The following is a 16,467-nucleotide window of genomic DNA, read 5'->3' on the forward strand; positions in this document are numbered from 1 at the left end:
TCTACTCGATCACGACGAGCGGCATGCCGTATTCGACCGGCTGGGCATCTTCGAACAGGATGGCCGTCACCGTGCCGGCGCGGGGCGATGGGATCTGGTTCATCGTCTTCATCGCTTCGATGATCAAAAGCGTCTGGCCTTCCTTGACCTTCTGGCCGATCTCGATGAATGCCTTGGCGTCGGGCGAAGGCGCCAGGTAGGCGGTGCCGACCATGGGCGAAGGGACAGCGTTCTTGGACACGTCGGCGGTAGCCGGCGCCGCAGCGCCCGCAGCCGGCTGCGCTGCCGCGGGGGCATAGCTGGCCTGGGGTGCCGCGATCGCATGCACGGCGGGTGCCTGCCGCGACACGCGCACCTTCAGATCGCCCAGCTCGACCTCGATCTCGGTGAGGTTGGTGTCGTTCAGTATGCCCGCCAGGTCGCGGATCAGCTGCTGGTCAACACCGGTCTTTTTTATTGACATTTTCGAGCCTTCTGTTTGTTGGCCGGTCACAGGCGTGCCGCCAGCGCCTGCAGCGCGAGCGTGTAGCCGAGCGGCCCGAATCCGCAGATCATGCCGACGGCGACCGGCGAGACCATGGAGACGTGGCGGAACGGTTCGCGCGCGTGGATGTTGGAAAGATGCACTTCGGCGACGGGCAGCGGCGCTATCGAGCGGATCGCATCGTGGATGGCAATCGAGGTGTGGCTGTAGGCGCCCGGATTGATGACGATGCCGGCTGCCTTGTCGCCGGCTTCCTGGATCCAGTCGACGAGGTCGCCCTCATGGTTCGACTGACGGAAATCGATCTCGAGACCAAGTTCTGCACCCGCCTGCTTGCAGTCGTCGGCGATGGCGGCAAGCGTCTTTCCGCCATAGATCCCCGGCTCGCGCTTGCCGAGCGCGTTGAGATTGGGACCGTTCAGAACGAAAACCGTTTTCAAGAATGCCGACCTTTCCCGGCGCCGGCCTCAGCCGGCGCGCTGGGCCCTCTATAATGGGCATAGACGCCTGCGAAAAGAGCGCAAGTGCGTTCTTTTGCTGTCCACAGCAGGCGGGAAACCGCCTGCTGCCATAGATCAGAGCGCGGCCTTCGCTGCCTCGATCTTTTCGGCCAGAACGTCTTGCCCGAGCGCCCCGAACACAACCTCGTTGCCGACCACATACGAAGGCGTCCCGGTGATCGCGAGCTTGGTGGCGAGATCGTAGGTCTTGGAAATCGCCTCGTGGATGCTTGGGTCCTTCATCTTCTCGCGAAGCGCTGCTTCGTCGGCGCCGAGCGACAGCGCAACCTTGATGGCCGTGGCCTCGGTGGCGCGACCCGGGCCGCCGAGCAGGGCGTTGTGGAATTCGCCGTACTTCTCCGGCTTCATCAGGTGGAAGGCCATTGAGACGACGCTGGCCTTCTGCGAATCCGGACCCAGGATCGGGAATTCCTTGAGCACGAAGCGCAGGTCCGGCTCGGCTTTCGTCAGCGCCTGCATGTCGTCGATGGCGCGTTTGCAGAAGCCGCAATTGTAATCGTAGAACTCGACGATCGTTACCTTGCCGTTCGGATTGCCGACGACGCCGTCGAAGGTGGAGTTGAAGATCTCGTCCTTGGCGTTCTTGATGACGCCGAGCGCAGCGATCCGCTGTTCTTCCTTCTGCTTGGCTTCGAGCGCGTCCTGCACTTCGAGCAGTACCTCAGGATTCTTCAGCAGATAGTCGCGGATGATGCCCTCGACCTCGGCCCGGTCGATCTTGGTGTCCGAGGACGCTACCTGCACGACCTGCGCCGTATCGGCCTTGGCCGCCTGCGGGCTGCCGGCGACGAAGCCGAAAGCCAGCATGGCAAGAGCGGCCGCCACTCCCGTCGTGCCGAGCAGAATTGCCTTGTTCATCATCCCTTATCCTCTTGCCTTGTTCCGTCCGCTTTTGTCGCAGTATGCTGCCGGAAGGTTCACTTCTTGATTTTGCCTGATGGCGCGTAGTTTATGATATCCTGAGCGCGAAGCCATCCCGGCTCGCCGCGCTTCAATTTCTGCTGCGCGCGCATGGCGAAGATTTTCGCATTTTTGTAGTCGCCGGAATAGAAACGACCTTCGGCGGTCGCGAGTTCGGCCGCCGGAATGTTGCCGAGCTCGCCATAGGCCTGGGCCAGATAGCGATAGCCCTCGGCGTTTTCCCGGTCGCGTCCAAGACCATTGTTGATCTGCACCACAGCCTTCTTCAGCGATTTGGGTGTGCCGACCGCCATCAGCGCCTGGCCATAGGAGACCGGCAGCAGCCCGGACCGCGCCGGATCGAGGCTGACTGCCTTGGCGTAGGCGTCCGCTGCATCCTTCGGCTTGTTCGCCTTCATCAGGATGTCGCCGCGCAGTTCCTGGAAATAGGGGTTTTTCGGCTGTTCCTTGATCAGCGCATTGGTCTTGGCGAGGCTTGCGGCCAGATTGCCGTAGAGATAGGCCAGTTGCGCCTCGCCATAGCGTGAGGCAAGGCTGCCTGGACTCTTGCGCATCAGCCGCGTCGCGGCGGCCTGACCGCCCATATAGGCGGCGATCTTGACGCGCATCATGTCGTGGCGCTGCTGCAGCGCCGGCGGATCGACCTTGTCGACATAGGGGCTCTGCTTGACCAGCACTTCGAGATTGGCAATGCGCTCCTGCGGCATCGGATGGCTGATCCGGTAGGGATCGACCTGCGCGCCAGACAGGGACAGCGCGCTCTGGAAGCGGCCGAAGGTCTTCAGCATGCCCATACCGGACTGGCCGGTGGCGTTGAGATAGGTGATCGCCGAGCGGTCGGCGGTCGTCTCTTCGGTGCGCTGATAGGCAAGGATGCTGCGCTGCGCCATCTCGCCGCCGCCGGCCGCGACACCCATGCCGGCGCCGGCAAGGCCGCGGCTGTTGGTGGTGGCACCGGCAACGATGGCGCCGGCGCCAAGCAGGGTGGCGATGATCGCCATCGTCTTGGCGCGCTCAAGCTGCTCGCGCAATTTCTGCTGGTGGCCCCCGGCGATATGGCCGGCCTCATGGGCGATGACGCCGATGATCTCGTTGGGCGTTTCGGCCATCATCAGCGCGCCGGTATTGATGAACAGCCGGCGCCCGGTGACGAAGGCGTTGAAACTCTGATCGTTGACCAGGATGATGTTGACGCCGTCATTGGCGAGACCGGCCGCCTTGAAGATCGGCCGCGCATAGTCGCGCACCAACGCCTCGATCTCGGCATCGCGCACCACCGGCACGTTCTGCGCGAAGGCGCTGACCGAGCCGGAGACCGCGATGGCGGCGGCAAGCAAAAGCGTCGCGAAGCCGCGCGCGGTCCTCCCAAGGGAAGATATGGAAAACGTCGATCTGGGTCGGCTCAACATGACAGGTCCACTGGTAGACGAGCGGGCGAAAGATGAAAAGTCGGCACCGAAAACTTCCTGCGCTTGTGATCCCCACACCAATCGGGCATTTGTGCGGCCAAAAGGGCCTGCAGCTTTGACCGGGACCGATCCCGGTGTGATGGATTTGAAGATGGTCGTTTCACTTTCGCGCCGCGGCGAGGTCGAGCCGTTCCATGCGATGGACATATTGGCCGAGGCCAACCGGCTGAAGGCGACGGGCGTGCCGGTGGTGTCGATGGCGGTCGGGCAGCCATCCGACCCGGCGCCTGTGGGGGTAAGGGAAGCTGCAGCGAAAGCGCTGAAGCTCGGCCGCATCGGCTATACTGATGCGCTGGGCCTTGCCGACCTGCGCAAGGCGATCGCCGGGCACTATGGCGACCACTACGGGATCGATATCCCGCCCGGCCGCATCGCCGTTACCACCGGGTCCTCGGCCGCCTTCAACCTGGCCTTCCTGGCGATGTTCGACCCGGGCGACCGCGTCGCCATCGCGGCGCCCGGCTATCCCGCTTACCGCAACATCATGGCCGCGCTTGGCATCGAAATCGTCGAGATCGAGCTCGGCACTGACGCCTATCTGCATGCCGAGCACCTGATGATCGCGCATGCCGAAAAGCCGCTGAAGGGTGTGCTGTTCGCCAGCCCGGCCAATCCGACCGGCGCGGTCATTCCCGCCGACGAGCTGTCGGCGCTGGTGAGAACGGCCGAAGAGCTTGATATCGCGGTGATTTCCGACGAGATCTATCACCGGCTGGCCTATGCGGCGCCCGACACGACGGCGCTGGCCTACGGCTCAGGCGTGACGGTCATAAACTCGTTTTCGAAATACTATTGCATGACTGGCTGGCGCATCGGCTGGATGGTGCTGCCGGAAGAGCTGGTGCGGCCGGTCGAGCGTATTGCCCAGAGCCTCTACATCTCGCCGCCGGAGCTGTCGCAGATAGCGGCCATCGAGGCGTTCAAGGCGACGCAGGAGCTGGAGGCGGTGAAGGCGCGCTATGCCTGGAACCGCGAACTTCTGATGAAGCGCCTGCCGGAACTCGGTTTTCCGCTGGCTGCACCCATGGACGGCGCCTTCTACGCCTTCTGCGATGTCACCAGGCATACCAATGACAGCATGGCCTTTGCGCGAAAAATGCTGGCCGAGGCGCATGTGGCGGCAACGCCCGGCCGCGACTTCGATCCGCTCGCCGGACACCGGACCATGCGCTTTTCCTATGCCGGCAGCCATGACGAAATGATCGAGGCGTTGGCGCGCATCGAGCGCTGGCTGAAGTAACGGGGACATCATGCCGGAACTCGAACGGGCGCTTGCGGAAGTCGCCGCCGAAATGGCGGAGCGCACGGATCGCGGCGATGTCGCCAGCTATATCCCGCAGCTCGGCAAGGTCGATCCGAAGAAATTCGGCATTGCCGCCGTCACCAATGGCGGCCGTGTGCTGGTGGCCGGCGATGCCGATCAAGCGTTTTCCATCCAGAGCATTTCCAAGGTGTTCACGCTGACGCTGGCGCTCGGCAATGTCGGCGATGCGCTGTGGCAGCGCGTCGGGCGCGAGCCGTCGGGCAATCCGTTCAACTCGATCGTCCAGCTCGAGCATGAGAACGGCATTCCGCGCAATCCGTTCATCAATGCGGGCGCCATCGTCGTCTCCGACATCCTGCTCGCCGGCCACCAGCCGCGCGAGGCGATCGGCGAGATCCTGCGCTTCATCCAGTTTCTGGCGGATGACGAAACCATCATCATCGATCGCGAGGTCGCAGCCTCCGAGCGCGCCACCGGCTTTCGCAACTTCGCTTTGGCCAACTACATGAAATCCTTCGGCAATCTTCACCATGCGCCGGAGCTGGCGCTGGGCGTCTATTTCCACCATTGCGCCATCGCCATGAGCTGTCGGCAACTGGCGATGGCCGGCCGCTTCCTTGCCAATGGCGGCAAGAACCCGGCGACCGGGCATTCGGTGGTGTCGGCCGAGCGGGCGCGCCGCATCGGCGCGATGATGCTGACCTGCGGCCATTATGACGGATCCGGCGACTTTGCTTTCCGTGTCGGTATTCCGGGCAAAAGCGGCGTGGGCGGCGGCATATTAGGGATCGTGCCGGGCGTCGCATCGCTCGCCGTCTGGTCGCCGGGCCTCAACGCCAATGGCAATTCCAAGCTGGGATCGATCGCGCTGGAGAGGCTGGCGAAGATGATGAACTGGTCGATCTTTGCGCCATAGGACTTACTGATATTCAGGTGAGGCCGGCCTGCGAATGGCGGCTTCCTGCGCTTCCGGTGCTCATGTACTTTAAGTACGCTCCGCTCCGGTTCTCGGAAACCATCATTCTCGGCTCGGCCTGACCTGAATCTCAGCAAGTCCTTACGCCGCGGCGGCATTGGCAAAAAAATCCCGCGCCGTCTCTGAACGGCGCGGGATTTTGTCAGAAGCCTATCTTAATCGGCTGAAAAGCTTAGAAAAAGCCTTTCCGTTGCCACCAGCCAGCGCGCTTCGGCTTTTCCTCGACCTTTGCCTCTTCGGCGACGGTCGACGAGACCACCGGCACCACCGGGGCATCGATCGCGACGGGCTTGCGCCGGGTCGGGCGGGCGTTGGCAGGCGTTTCCTCCTCGGCAGCCGGGGCGCCCGGTACAGGCGCAGGCGTCGCCGCCTCGGCCGGTGCAGCATCCTCGGCAGGTTCCTCGGCTACCGTCTCGGCGGTAACCTCTGCTGCTGCCTTCTTGGACCTTGATGCGCGCTTCTTCTTCGGCTTCTCGGCGCTCGGCACGTCGTCATTGGCGGCAGAGGGAAGCTCCTCCGCCGCTACCGCCGCGACAGTCTCGGCCACGGACTCGATTGCCGCGGCTTCGCTTGCCGGCACATCGGCTTCGACGCCATCGGCGGTCTCGCCCGCCTCGGCTCCGTCCTCGCCGTCCTCGCGGCGATTGCGCTTGCCGCCGCGCTTGCCGCGCCGACGCTTCTTGCCCTGACCGTCGTCCGATGCGTCCACTGCGACGGCGCCGACCGGCGCTTCGCCGCCCTCGGAGGTCGTTTCATCCGCTGCGACAGCGGCGTCGGTATCCGCCGGCGCCGAGACGATTGCACCTTCCGCGGGAGCGCCGTGCTCGCGATCACCGTGTTCGCGATCGCGATCCTTGCCGCCACGCCGTCTGCGGCGCTTGCGGCGCTTGCGGTCGCGGCCTTCGCCGTCCTCGACTGATCTCGGCTGTTGCTGCTGGGGTTGGCGCGGCTGCTCCGCCTGGACCGAAACCTCGTCCTCCTCCTCGACGACGATTTCGTCTTCGGGCTCCTCCGGCTCGACATAGGTCGGCAGGGTACGCACTTCGACGAAGCCCTCCGGCTTTTCGGCCAGTGCGCCGCGGAAGATCGCATAATGCTGCGCGCCGACCGCGTCGTCAGCTTCGATCGTGATGGTCAGGCCGAAGCGGCTTTCGAGCTCGACCAGCGTGCCACGCTTGTGGTTGAGCACGTAGAGCGCGGTCGCCGCCGGGGTCCGCACCGTGATGTGGCTGCGCGAATCCTTGAGCAGGAACTCCTCGATCGCCCGAACCACCATCAGCGCCACCGAGGAATCGGAGCGGACATGGCCGGTGCCGCCGCAATGCGAGCAGGGCTTCATGGTCGATTCCAGCACGCTGGCGCGGATGCGCTGGCGCGACATCTCCATCAGGCCGAAATGCGAGATGCGGCCGACCTGGATGCGGGCGCGGTCGTTCTTGAGGTGATCCTTCAGACGCTTCTCGACGGAGCGGTTGTTGCGGTTCTCCTCCATGTCGATGAAGTCGATGACGATCAGGCCGGCCAGGTCGCGCAGCCTGAGTTGGCGGGCGACTTCCTCGGCCGCTTCAAGATTGGTGTGAAGTGCCGTGTCCTCGATCGAGTGCTCCTTGGTGGAGCGGCCCGAATTGACGTCGATGGCAACCAGCGCTTCGGTCTGGTTGATGATGATGTAGCCGCCGCTCTTCAGTGTTACCTGCGGCTGCAGCATGCGGTCGAGCTGCGCCTCGATGCCGTTGCGTACGAAGATCGGCGTCGTGTCGCGGAACGGCTGGACCACCTTGGCGTGGCTCGGCATCAGCATGCGCATGAAGTCCTTGGCCTCGCGATAACCTTCCTCGCCGGAGACCAGGATCTCGTCGATGTCCTTGTTGTAGAGGTCGCGCACCGAGCGCTTGATCAGGCTGCCTTCCTCGTAGACCAGGGCAGGGGCCGTGGACTGCAGCGTCAGATTGCGGACGTTTTCCCACAGCCGCATCAGATATTCGTAGTCGCGCTTGATCTCGGCCTTGGTGCGGCTCTCGCCGGCCGTGCGCAGGATGACGCCCATGCCTTGCGGCACTTCGAGATCGGCGACGACTTCCTTCAGCCGCTTGCGGTCCTGCGCGTTGGTGATCTTGCGCGAAATGCCGCCGCCGCGCGCCGTATTGGGCATCAGCACCGAATAGCGGCCGGCAAGCGACAGATAGGTGGTGAGAGCCGCGCCCTTGTTGCCGCGCTCTTCCTTGACGACCTGCACCAGCAGAATCTGGCGGCGCTTGATGACTTCCTGGATCTTGTACTGGCGGCGCACCGGCTTGCGGCGGTTGCGCACTTCTTCCAGCGCATCCTCGGCGCCGACCGATTCGACTTCGTGATCGTCTGGATGCGAGGACTGCACCTCTTCCAGCATGCCACGATCGTTGTCGCTGGACGAGGCTTCGCCAGTTGCGTCAGAGGAGGTCGTTTCCGGCTGCGGGGCAGCTTCGGAAATCACATCGGCTTCGACACTTGCGGCGATCGATGTTGGGCCGCTTCCGGAAGTGTCTTCGGACACTTCGCTATCGCCGTGATCGGCGGCTTCGTCGTCGTGCCCGGCCGTTTCCGGCGAGGTGTCGGCATTTTCAGGCGTGGAAAGGGCTTCGTCAGCGGCGTCTTCGGCAATTGCATCGCCGACCGTGTCGCCATGTTCGCCACTGTCATCGGAATCGGCAGCACCGGCGTCGCGCTTGGGTTCACCGCGCTCGCGGCCTTTGCCGCCGCGCCGGCGTCCGCGTCGGCCGCGATCGCGGCTCTGGCGGTCTTCGCCTTCATTGTCCTCGTCCTCTTCGTCCTGGGCTTCCTGCGCTTCGGCGCGCAGCAGGGCCTGACGATCGGCGACCGGGATCTGGTAGTAGTCGGGGTGTATTTCACTGAAGGCAAGGAAACCGTGACGGTTGCCGCCGTATTCGACGAAGGCTGCCTGAAGGGAGGGTTCGACGCGCGTTACGCGGGCGAGATAGATGTTTCCTTTGAGCTGCTTCTTGTCCTGTGATTCAAAGTCGAATTCTTCGATACGGTTACCGCGAACGACGACAACGCGTGTTTCCTCCGGGTGGGAGGCGTCTATCAGCATTTTGTTGGGCATTATTTCGTTTCCCCCCGGCAGCCGTCAGCCGCAGCTTGCGAGGCAAGGCCTGCTGCTGCGTGTCTGGAGTGTGGGTGCCGGATAATTGAACGTCCGCCGGCCGCCGCTTGAGCGCCATGGCGGTGCCGCCCGCAGCCATAATGGCGCGGTTTGATGCGGACCTTTCCATGATTGCGCTTGAAGCCATCGTCACCAGCAGAACTTTTTGAACCAAAGCCCGGAAAGACCGGACCAGCTTGTTTGCTCATACAGAGCCGGCGCGGGACAAACCCGGCCGTTTTCCTCACGCAGGCGTTTCCCCCGCCACGGGCGCGCACCTGCGAAATTCATCGCGATCACCTGAAGCCTTTTCGCTGGAAGCGAAAGGAGCCGCTTTTCATCTGACCTGTAGCAGGAAGCTGCGGAGGAAGCGGTTCCAGGATTGCAGTGATCCACCATCGCTTTTATGATTTGGCGGCATGGAAGGCAACCCCGATTTAGGATGCCGGCAAAAAGCGGTTCCCTTGGGGAAGCACAGGCTCCAATTCCTTGTCCGCAAAGGCTTGGTTAACCTTCTCTGGATACCAATCGTTAATCGAGTCCGCAGCCTAACCGGCACTTCGACGAAACGACCCGGCGCCTGGCGCCAAACCGGGAGCGACTGGAAAGAAATGGGACTGGCAGGCACAGCAAACAAGGGTCACGGCGCTGCGGGGCCTTTGCTGCATTCCGTCTGCGCCCTTTTGCTGATGGCGGCTTTCCTTGCTTTCTCTGCCGTTTCCCATGCCACTGAGGCGCCGCTCGGCGCCACCGGCTACAAGATGGCGGGCGATGCCACCAAGATGCGCATCGTCATGAATTTCGACCGCGAGCCCGACATCAAATGGTTCCTGCTACGCGGTCCCAATCGCCTGGTCGTCGATCTGCCGCGCACCAGGTTCGCCATCAATGCCAGGGACGTGAAGGCCCGCGGCCTGGTCAAGGCCGTGCGCTACGGCGATCTCGGCCAGGGATCGCGGCTGATCCTCACCGGCAAGGGGCCGTTTTCGGTCGACAAGCTCGACGTGCTCAAGAACGACGACGGCAAGGGCTACCGAATCGCCATCGACATGTCGGCGGCCTCGGCGCGGGAGTTCGACGCCGCTTTAGCCAACCAGGCGCTGACCACCGGTTCGACGGTTTCGACCGACAAGGGCTCCAGGGTCGGCACTGGGCCGATCTCCAATCCGGGCCACCGCTTCACGGTCGTCATCGATCCCGGCCATGGCGGCATCGACGGCGGCGCCGAGGGCCTCCACGGCACCATCGAAAAGACCGTCACGCTGGCTTTCGCCACCGAATTGCGCGAAAGGCTCGCTGCGGTCGGCAGCTACGACGTGTTCATGACGCGCGACAAGGACGAATTCCTGCGGCTGGACGACCGGGTGCGCATCGCCCGCCAGCACGAGGCCGACCTGCTGATCTCGATCCATGCCGACACGATCAGCGTCAAGGGCATTCGCGGTGCTACCGTATACACCGTGTCGGACAAGGCCTCCGACCCAGAGGCGCAGGCGCTGGCCGATCGTGAAAACCTCTCCGACCAGTTTGCCGGCATGGAGATCAAGGACGACAACAAGGAAGTCACCGACATCCTGATCGACCTGATCCGCCGCGAGACGCACAACTTCTCGATGAGCTTTGCCCACACGCTCGTCGGCCAGCTCTCGACCAGTGTCGGCCTCATCAACAATCCGCAGCGTTCAGCCGGCTTCAAGGTGCTGAAGGCGCCCGACGTGCCTTCGGTGCTGGTCGAACTCGGCTATCTGTCGAACGCGAAGGACGAGGCGCAACTGCTGGATGCCGACTGGCGCAGCAAGGCAGCGCAGAGCATTACCAACGCCGTCGCATTGTTCGCCTCGGCCAAGATGGGGACGGGAGCCGGGGGCTGATATGACCGCTGCCGCCTGCAACCAGAGGCAGCGTTGCACGACGACAACACCCAGCGCTATTATTTCCCGCACGGGAAGCCGAAGTCCCAGCGTTGCCGTATTTTGTCCACATGATGGCGACATGGGTTTTCCATTGCGGATTGGGACCATCCCGGAAGCTTGCGCGGAAGGCGGCTTCGTTTAGGAAATTCCCGGACCACGGACTGGAGCGGGCATGATTCGTCTCATCGGCTATTTCTTTGGCATCGGCACGACGCTGGCCCTTCTGGTGGCGGCGGGCGTGGCGATCTATATCGGCCATCTGTCGAAGGACCTGCCCGACTACGAAGTGCTGGCCAAATACGAGCCGCCGGTGACGACGCGCATCCATGCGTCCGACGGATCGCTGATGGCCGAATATGCACGCGAACGGCGCCTCTATCTGCCGATCCAGGCGGTTCCGGATCGCGTCAAGGCGGCTTTCCTGTCGGCCGAGGACAAGAATTTCTACAACCATCCGGGTATCGACGTGACCGGCCTCGGCCGCGCGATCATCGTCAACTTGCAGAATGCCGGCTCGGGCAGGCGCCAGGTCGGTGCCTCGACGATCACCCAGCAGGTGGCGAAGAACTTCCTGCTCACCTCGGACCAGACCTACGAGCGCAAGATCAAGGAGATGATCCTGGCCTTCCGCATCGAGCAGGCCTATTCGAAAGACCGCATTCTCGAACTCTATCTCAACGAGATCTTTTTCGGTTTTGGCGCCTATGGCGTTGCCGGTGCCGCACTCACCTATTTCGACAAATCGGTGAATGAGCTGACGGTTGCGGAAGCGGCCTATCTGGCCTCGCTGCCGAAGGGTCCCAACAACTACCATCCCTTCAAACATGCCGACCGCGCGCTCGAGCGCCGCAACTGGGTCATCGACCAGATGGTCGAGAACGGCTACGTGACGCGCGAAGAGGGCGACAAGGCCAAGGCCGAGCCGCTCGGCGTCACGCCGCGCCGCAACGGCACCTATCTGTTCGCCGGCGAGTATTTCACCGAGGAAGTGCGCCGCCAGATCATCTCCCGCTATGGCGAGAATGCGCTCTACGAAGGCGGCCTGTCCGTCCGCACGACGCTCGATCCGAAGATCCAGCTCATCGCCCGCAAGGCAATGCAGAACGGGTTGCTGAAGTACGATACGCTGCGCGGCTATCGCGGGCCGGTGAAGAATATCGACGTCTCCGGCGACTGGGGCGTGCCGCTCGGTAACGTCAAGGGGCTGGAAGACGTGCCGGAATGGTCTTTGGCCGTCGTGCTCGACAGTTCCGAGACCGGCCTCACCATCGGCATGCAACCGGCGCGCCAGGTTTCCGGCGACATCGTCAAGGAACGCGTCGAAGGCACGGTCAGCAAGGACGACATGGGCTTTGCCATGCGCCATGTGGTCGACGGCAAGACCGTCAAGGCCAAGTCACCGGCCGACGTGCTCAAGCCCGGCGACGTCATTTACGTGCAAAAGAACGAAGGATCCGACAGCGCCTACAGCCTGCGCCAGGTTCCGGAAGTGGAAGGCGGCCTGGTCGCCATGGATCCGCACACCGGCCGAGTGCTGGCAATGGTCGGCGGCTTCTCCTATGCGCAGTCTGAATTCAACCGGGCCACCCAGGCGATGCGCCAGCCGGGCTCTTCATTCAAGCCGATCGTCTATTCGGCGGCGCTCGACAATGGTTACACGCCGGCCTCGGTGATCATGGACGGTCCGATCACCATCCAGAGCGGCAACACGACATGGACGCCGAAGAACTATGACGGCACCGCGGCCGGTCCGGCGACCTTGCGTTCCGGCATCGAAAAATCGCGCAACCTGATGACGGTGCGGCTCGCCAACGACATGGGCATGAAACTGGTCGTGGAATATGCCGAGCGCTTCGGTGTTTATGATCATCTGGCGGCGTATCTGCCGATGGCGCTGGGCTCCGGCGAGACGACGGTGATGCGCATGGTGTCGGCCTATTCGATCATGGCCAATGGCGGCAAGTCGATCAAACCCTCGCTCATCGACCGCATCCAGGACCGCTACGGCAAGACCGTGTTCAAGCAGGATGAGCGCGGCTGCGAAGGCTGCAACGCCAACGAATGGAAGAACCAGCCCGAGCCGGAACTGGTCGACAATGCCGAGCAGGTGCTCGATCCAATGACCGCCTATCAGATCACCTCGATGATGGAAGGCGTCGTGCAGCGCGGCACCGGCGCCACCATCGCTGAGCTTGGCCGTCATATCGCCGGCAAGACCGGCACGACGAACGACGAGAAGGACGCCTGGTTCATCGGCTATACGCCGAACCTCGTTGTCGGCCTCTATATGGGCTACGACACGCCGCGCGGCCTTGGCAAAGGCGCGACCGGTGGCGGTCTGGCGGCGCCGATCTTCAAGGACTTCATGCGCGTGGCGCTGGACGGCACACCCAATGTCGACTTCCAGGTACCGGATGGCATGAAGCTGATCGCCATCAACCGCAAGACCGGCATGAAGGCAGGTGAAGGCGAAGCGGGCACCATCATCGAAGCCTTCAAGCCCGGCACTGGTCCGGCCGACAGCTATTGGGTGATCGGCATGGGTGCCGACGGTTCCAACGGCGCCGGCGGCGCGCTGTCGCCGCAAGCCACGCAGGCCATCCAGTCGGGCGGCGGCGGCCTTTACTGAACGATTTTGACATCGAAGCGGGCTGGCGTTCGAGCCAGCCCATTTTCCTTTACAGGCGTCGGTGCCGTCCCTATGTATCGCGCCGACTAAAGCCATTTTCAGCAACAGGATCGAACAGCCAGCATGCGCGCGGAAACGCAGAACATTGTCGACGAGATCAGGCAGGCGATAACCCTGCTGAGGAGGCATCTTTGACTGGGACCAAGCCATAAAGCGGCTTGAGTACCTGAATGTGCGGGCCGAAGATTCCAGCCTCTGGAACGAGCCGCTGGAAGCACAGAAGCTGATGCGGGAGCGTCAGGGCCTCGAGGAAGGCATCGCGGCGGTCAAGGGACTGACCCAGGCGCTGGAAGACAATATCGGGCTGATCGAGCTTGGCGAGGAAGAGGGCGACGAGGGCGTCATCGCCGAGGCCGAAGCGTCATTGCGCTCGATGCAAGGCGAGGCGAAGGCCCGCCAGGTCGAGACGCTGCTGTCGGGCGAGGCGGACGCCAACGACACCTATCTCGAAATCCATGCCGGCGCCGGCGGCACCGAGAGCCAGGACTGGGCCTCGATGCTCCTGCGCATGTACACGCGCTGGGCGGAACGGCGCCGCTTCAAGGTCGAAGTGCTGGAAGTGCACGACGGCGAAGAGGCCGGCATCAAATCCGCCACGCTGCTGATCAAAGGCCACAACGCCTATGGCTGGATGAAGACGGAATCCGGCGTCCACCGCCTGGTGCGCATTTCGCCCTACGACAGCAATGCGCGCCGCCACACCTCCTTCGCCAGCGTCTGGGTCTATCCGGTCATCGACGACACGATCGAGATCGATGTTTCGGAATCCGATGTCCGCATCGACACCTATCGTTCGTCCGGCTCGGGCGGCCAGCACGTCAACACGACCGATTCCGCGGTTCGCATCACCCATATCGCTACCGGCATCGCGGTGGCCTGCCAGGCGGAGCGCTCGCAGCACAAGAACAAGGCCAAGGCCTGGGAGATGCTGCGCTCGCGCCTCTACGAGGAAGAGCTGAAGAAGCGCGAAGCGGTGGCTAATGCCACGGAGGCGTCGAAGAGCGACATCGGCTGGGGCCACCAGATCCGCTCCTATGTGCTGCAGCCCTACCAACTGGTGAAGGATCTGCGCACCGGCGTCGAGAGCACCAGCCCGTCGAGCGTGCTCGACGGCGATCTCGACGATTTCATGGAAGCTTCGCTGTCCCAGCGCATCGAGGGCGGGGCGGGCGAAGCGGTGGCGGACCTGGATTAGGTAGGGCATGCTGAGATTCAGGTGATGCGGGCCTGCGAACGATGGGTTCCTGCGCTTCCGGTACTCAAGTACCCAAAAGTACGCTCCGTTCCGGTTCTCGGAATCCACCGTTCTCGACTCGGCCTGACCTGAATCTCAACACGCCCTGGGCGCGATCGAGATCAAGTTGGAGAGAGGAGGAGCCGGTGACGAAGCCGAGCCGTAAGCTTGTCGGAAAATGCTTTTGCGGCGCCGTTCGCTACGAGGTGGCGGATGAGTTCGTCTATGCCGCGAACTGCCATTGCTCGAACTGCCGGCGTACCACGGGCTCGGCCTTCAAGCCTTTCGCCGGCATCGAGCGCGAGAAGTTCCGCCTGACAACAGGCGACGACAGGCTGCTGATCTTCGGCGAGGAGAGCGGCCACGATGCACATTGCGGGCACTGCGGCTCGCTGCTCTATTCGGTGGTGCGCGAAGGCGCTTACGTCCATGTCGCCATGGGAACTCTGGTGGACGATCCGAGCATCCGCCCGACGGCCCACATCTTCGTCGGTTCCAAGGCGAAATGGTTCACAGTCACCGACGACCTGCCGCAGTATAAGGGGCATGTGACCTAAGCATCCGCAAACGGATAGCTAGGCTTCCGAGGCGGATAGCTCGGTCTCCGCAGGCGGATAGCTTCGCGACGGCCGGCGCGTAGTGGAACCAGCGGCTGCGTATTTCGTTGAGTGCTGGCCGCAGGTCGCGTTAACCGCTCGTTAACCAAGCCGGCGCACCATTTCGGATGGCAGATGTCGGCGCTGGGCTGCGGCACTGTGCGCTCAGCAATTCCTTGCGCCGACCAAGGAATCAGCCCAGCATTCGGGCTGAGGGACCAAAAGCATTTATGGCCGGACGCGGCATATCTGCGACCTGACGATCCGGCCACTGGGAAGACACGTTCTGGGAACGGGCAAGCGAAACGCTTGGGGCTCGTTTGAAAGGAACATTTCCATGTCTGCTGCCACAATTCGATCGGCCGCTGCCGTTCAACCGGCTGGCCGACTTCTGTGTTCCCTGTTCGCGACCGGCGCGATCGCAGTGCTGACGGCGCCTGCTTTCGCGCACGATGCCAAGCCCACCGCGGCGCTGCCGCAAGGCTGGAGCTATCCGTTCGCCTGCTGTGCGAACTACGATTGCCGTACCACGCATTCGGGCGAAGTGTTGGAAAGGCCCGAGGGCTACGTGATCGCCGGCACGGGCGAGGTTGTTCCCATGAGCGACAAGCGCGTCAAGGACAGTCCTGACGGCGATTTCCACTGGTGTGCGCACCAGGCTGGGCTCGACGCCGGCAAGACGATCTGCCTGTTCGTGCCGCCACGCTCTTACTGATGTAAGTCGCGCCCCGGATCGGCGCGAGGACGTGCCTTTGGGTTTGGCTTGGGTGCGGCAGGTAGTGCAAGCCTGCCGACAGGCGGTTGTCAGGAACGCTTCTTTATGTTGCCTTCGCGGGGACGGCGGGCAACGGAGAGGAACTCGTTCATGATCATCAAGGGAAGCTGCCACTGCAAAGCTACGACATTCGAGGTTTCGCAAGCGCCTGAGACCGTAACGCAATGCACATGCTCCTTCTGCTCCAAGCGCGGCTCGCTCTGGGCCTACTATGTTCCCTCGCAATTCAAGCTCACCAGCCTGCCTGAAAACGTCTCGTTCTACCGCTGGGGATCGAAAACCATAAAGCACGGGTTTTGCGCAATTTGCGGTTGCGGCACCTTCACCGAGACGCCGGACTGGTCGAGCGGCGAGCCGGATTTCGACAATCCGAAGATCAGTGTGAATTCGCGCCTGTTTGACGAGTTCGACCTCGACAAGGTCGAGGTGGTCGTCATCGACGGCAGGAACCTCTGGTAAACGGTCTCGAACAGCTTGCGCGGC

General features: G+C 62.9%; 13 protein-coding genes. 8 read left to right on the forward strand and 5 right to left on the reverse strand.

Annotation, left to right across the window (positions count from 1 at the left end):
• Position 1: 1 nt before the first annotated feature.
• The 4 genes from accB to D3227_RS16585 all read right to left on the reverse strand — a co-directional run bounded on the left by accB (position 2) and on the right by D3227_RS16585 (position 3,335).
• Positions 2 to 463: an acetyl-CoA carboxylase biotin carboxyl carrier protein gene (gene accB, locus D3227_RS16570; RefSeq protein WP_120015336.1), complete on the reverse strand. Its 462-nt coding sequence runs from the start codon at positions 461 to 463 to the stop codon at positions 2 to 4.
• A 26-nt stretch (positions 464 to 489) separates the two neighbouring features.
• The gene (gene aroQ / locus D3227_RS16575) at positions 490 to 924 is read right to left on the reverse strand and encodes a type II 3-dehydroquinate dehydratase (protein ID WP_120015181.1); all 435 of its coding nucleotides are present in this window, start codon (positions 922 to 924) and stop codon (positions 490 to 492) included.
• A gap of 135 nt (positions 925 to 1,059) precedes the next feature.
• A complete protein-coding gene (locus D3227_RS16580; protein ID WP_120015338.1) occupies positions 1,060 to 1,863 on the reverse strand; it encodes a DsbA family protein in 804 nt (267 codons plus the stop codon).
• 59 nt (positions 1,864 to 1,922) lie between these two features.
• The gene (locus D3227_RS16585) at positions 1,923 to 3,335 is read right to left on the reverse strand and encodes a M48 family metalloprotease (protein WP_120015182.1); all 1,413 of its coding nucleotides are present in this window, start codon (positions 3,333 to 3,335) and stop codon (positions 1,923 to 1,925) included.
• 151 nt (positions 3,336 to 3,486) lie between these two features.
• On the opposite strand from D3227_RS16585, the gene D3227_RS16590 reads away from it, so the two are divergent.
• Positions 3,487 to 4,635 (forward strand): pyridoxal phosphate-dependent aminotransferase, encoded by a 1,149-nt coding sequence (locus tag D3227_RS16590; RefSeq protein WP_120015339.1) that lies wholly within the window; start codon positions 3,487 to 3,489, stop codon positions 4,633 to 4,635.
• A 10-nt stretch (positions 4,636 to 4,645) separates the two neighbouring features.
• Positions 4,646 to 5,575: a glutaminase gene (locus tag D3227_RS16595; RefSeq protein WP_120015183.1), complete on the forward strand. Its 930-nt coding sequence runs from the start codon at positions 4,646 to 4,648 to the stop codon at positions 5,573 to 5,575.
• Between the two features lie 232 nt (positions 5,576 to 5,807).
• Here the strand turns inward: D3227_RS16595 and D3227_RS16600 are convergent, their stop codons facing one another.
• Positions 5,808 to 8,738, reverse strand: coding sequence for an Rne/Rng family ribonuclease (locus D3227_RS16600; RefSeq protein WP_120015184.1), 2,931 nt, complete (start codon positions 8,736 to 8,738; stop codon positions 5,808 to 5,810).
• A 650-nt stretch (positions 8,739 to 9,388) separates the two neighbouring features.
• Between D3227_RS16600 and D3227_RS16605 the strand changes: the two genes are divergently transcribed.
• The 6 genes from D3227_RS16605 (at position 9,389) to D3227_RS16630 (ending at position 16,443) form a co-directional block, all read left to right on the forward strand.
• Positions 9,389 to 10,648 carry an N-acetylmuramoyl-L-alanine amidase gene (locus tag D3227_RS16605; protein ID WP_120015185.1) on the forward strand — a complete coding sequence of 420 codons (1,260 nt, stop codon included), beginning with the start codon at positions 9,389 to 9,391 and terminating at the stop codon, positions 10,646 to 10,648.
• A gap of 214 nt (positions 10,649 to 10,862) precedes the next feature.
• Complete coding sequence (locus tag D3227_RS16610) at positions 10,863 to 13,319, forward strand: penicillin-binding protein 1A (protein ID WP_120015186.1); 2,457 nt, start codon at positions 10,863 to 10,865, stop codon at positions 13,317 to 13,319.
• A 123-nt stretch (positions 13,320 to 13,442) separates the two neighbouring features.
• A protein-coding gene (prfB, locus tag D3227_RS16615; RefSeq protein WP_120015187.1) for a peptide chain release factor 2 occupies positions 13,443 to 14,574 on the forward strand; the annotation gives its coding sequence in 2 pieces (ribosomal slippage) (positions 13,443 to 13,508 and positions 13,510 to 14,574; 1,131 coding nt in all).
• A gap of 185 nt (positions 14,575 to 14,759) precedes the next feature.
• Positions 14,760 to 15,170, forward strand: a complete 411-nt coding sequence (locus tag D3227_RS16620) for a GFA family protein (protein ID WP_245451778.1) — start codon at positions 14,760 to 14,762, stop codon at positions 15,168 to 15,170.
• A gap of 376 nt (positions 15,171 to 15,546) precedes the next feature.
• Positions 15,547 to 15,924 carry a hypothetical protein gene (locus D3227_RS16625; protein WP_120015189.1) on the forward strand — a complete coding sequence of 126 codons (378 nt, stop codon included), beginning with the start codon at positions 15,547 to 15,549 and terminating at the stop codon, positions 15,922 to 15,924.
• Between the two features lie 150 nt (positions 15,925 to 16,074).
• The gene (locus D3227_RS16630; RefSeq protein ID WP_120015190.1) at positions 16,075 to 16,443 is read left to right on the forward strand and encodes a GFA family protein; all 369 of its coding nucleotides are present in this window, start codon (positions 16,075 to 16,077) and stop codon (positions 16,441 to 16,443) included.
• The last annotated feature ends 24 nt before the right edge of the window (positions 16,444 to 16,467 follow it).

This window comes from Mesorhizobium waimense (assembly GCF_003601975.1).
Lineage (GTDB): Bacteria > Pseudomonadota > Alphaproteobacteria > Rhizobiales > Rhizobiaceae > Mesorhizobium > Mesorhizobium waimense.

Bases quoted from the DNA above. Each gene is read 5' to 3' on its own strand.
- accB (WP_120015336.1), bottom strand. From the start codon at position 463: ATGTCAATAAAAAAGACCGGTGTTGACCAGCAGCTGATCCGCGACCTG.
- D3227_RS16580 (WP_120015338.1), bottom strand. From the start codon at position 1,863: ATGAACAAGGCAATTCTGCTCGGCACGACGGGAGTGGCGGCCGCTCTT.
- D3227_RS16585 (WP_120015182.1), bottom strand. From the start codon at position 3,335: ATGTTGAGCCGACCCAGATCGACGTTTTCCATATCTTCCCTTGGGAGG.
- D3227_RS16590 (WP_120015339.1), top strand. From the start codon at position 3,487: ATGGTCGTTTCACTTTCGCGCCGCGGCGAGGTCGAGCCGTTCCATGCG.
- D3227_RS16595 (WP_120015183.1), top strand. From the start codon at position 4,646: ATGCCGGAACTCGAACGGGCGCTTGCGGAAGTCGCCGCCGAAATGGCG.
- D3227_RS16600 (WP_120015184.1), bottom strand. From the start codon at position 8,738: ATGCCCAACAAAATGCTGATAGACGCCTCCCACCCGGAGGAAACACGC.
- D3227_RS16605 (WP_120015185.1), top strand. From the start codon at position 9,389: ATGGGACTGGCAGGCACAGCAAACAAGGGTCACGGCGCTGCGGGGCCT.
- D3227_RS16610 (WP_120015186.1), top strand. From the start codon at position 10,863: ATGATTCGTCTCATCGGCTATTTCTTTGGCATCGGCACGACGCTGGCC.
- D3227_RS16625 (WP_120015189.1), top strand. From the start codon at position 15,547: ATGTCTGCTGCCACAATTCGATCGGCCGCTGCCGTTCAACCGGCTGGC.
- D3227_RS16630 (WP_120015190.1), top strand. From the start codon at position 16,075: ATGATCATCAAGGGAAGCTGCCACTGCAAAGCTACGACATTCGAGGTT.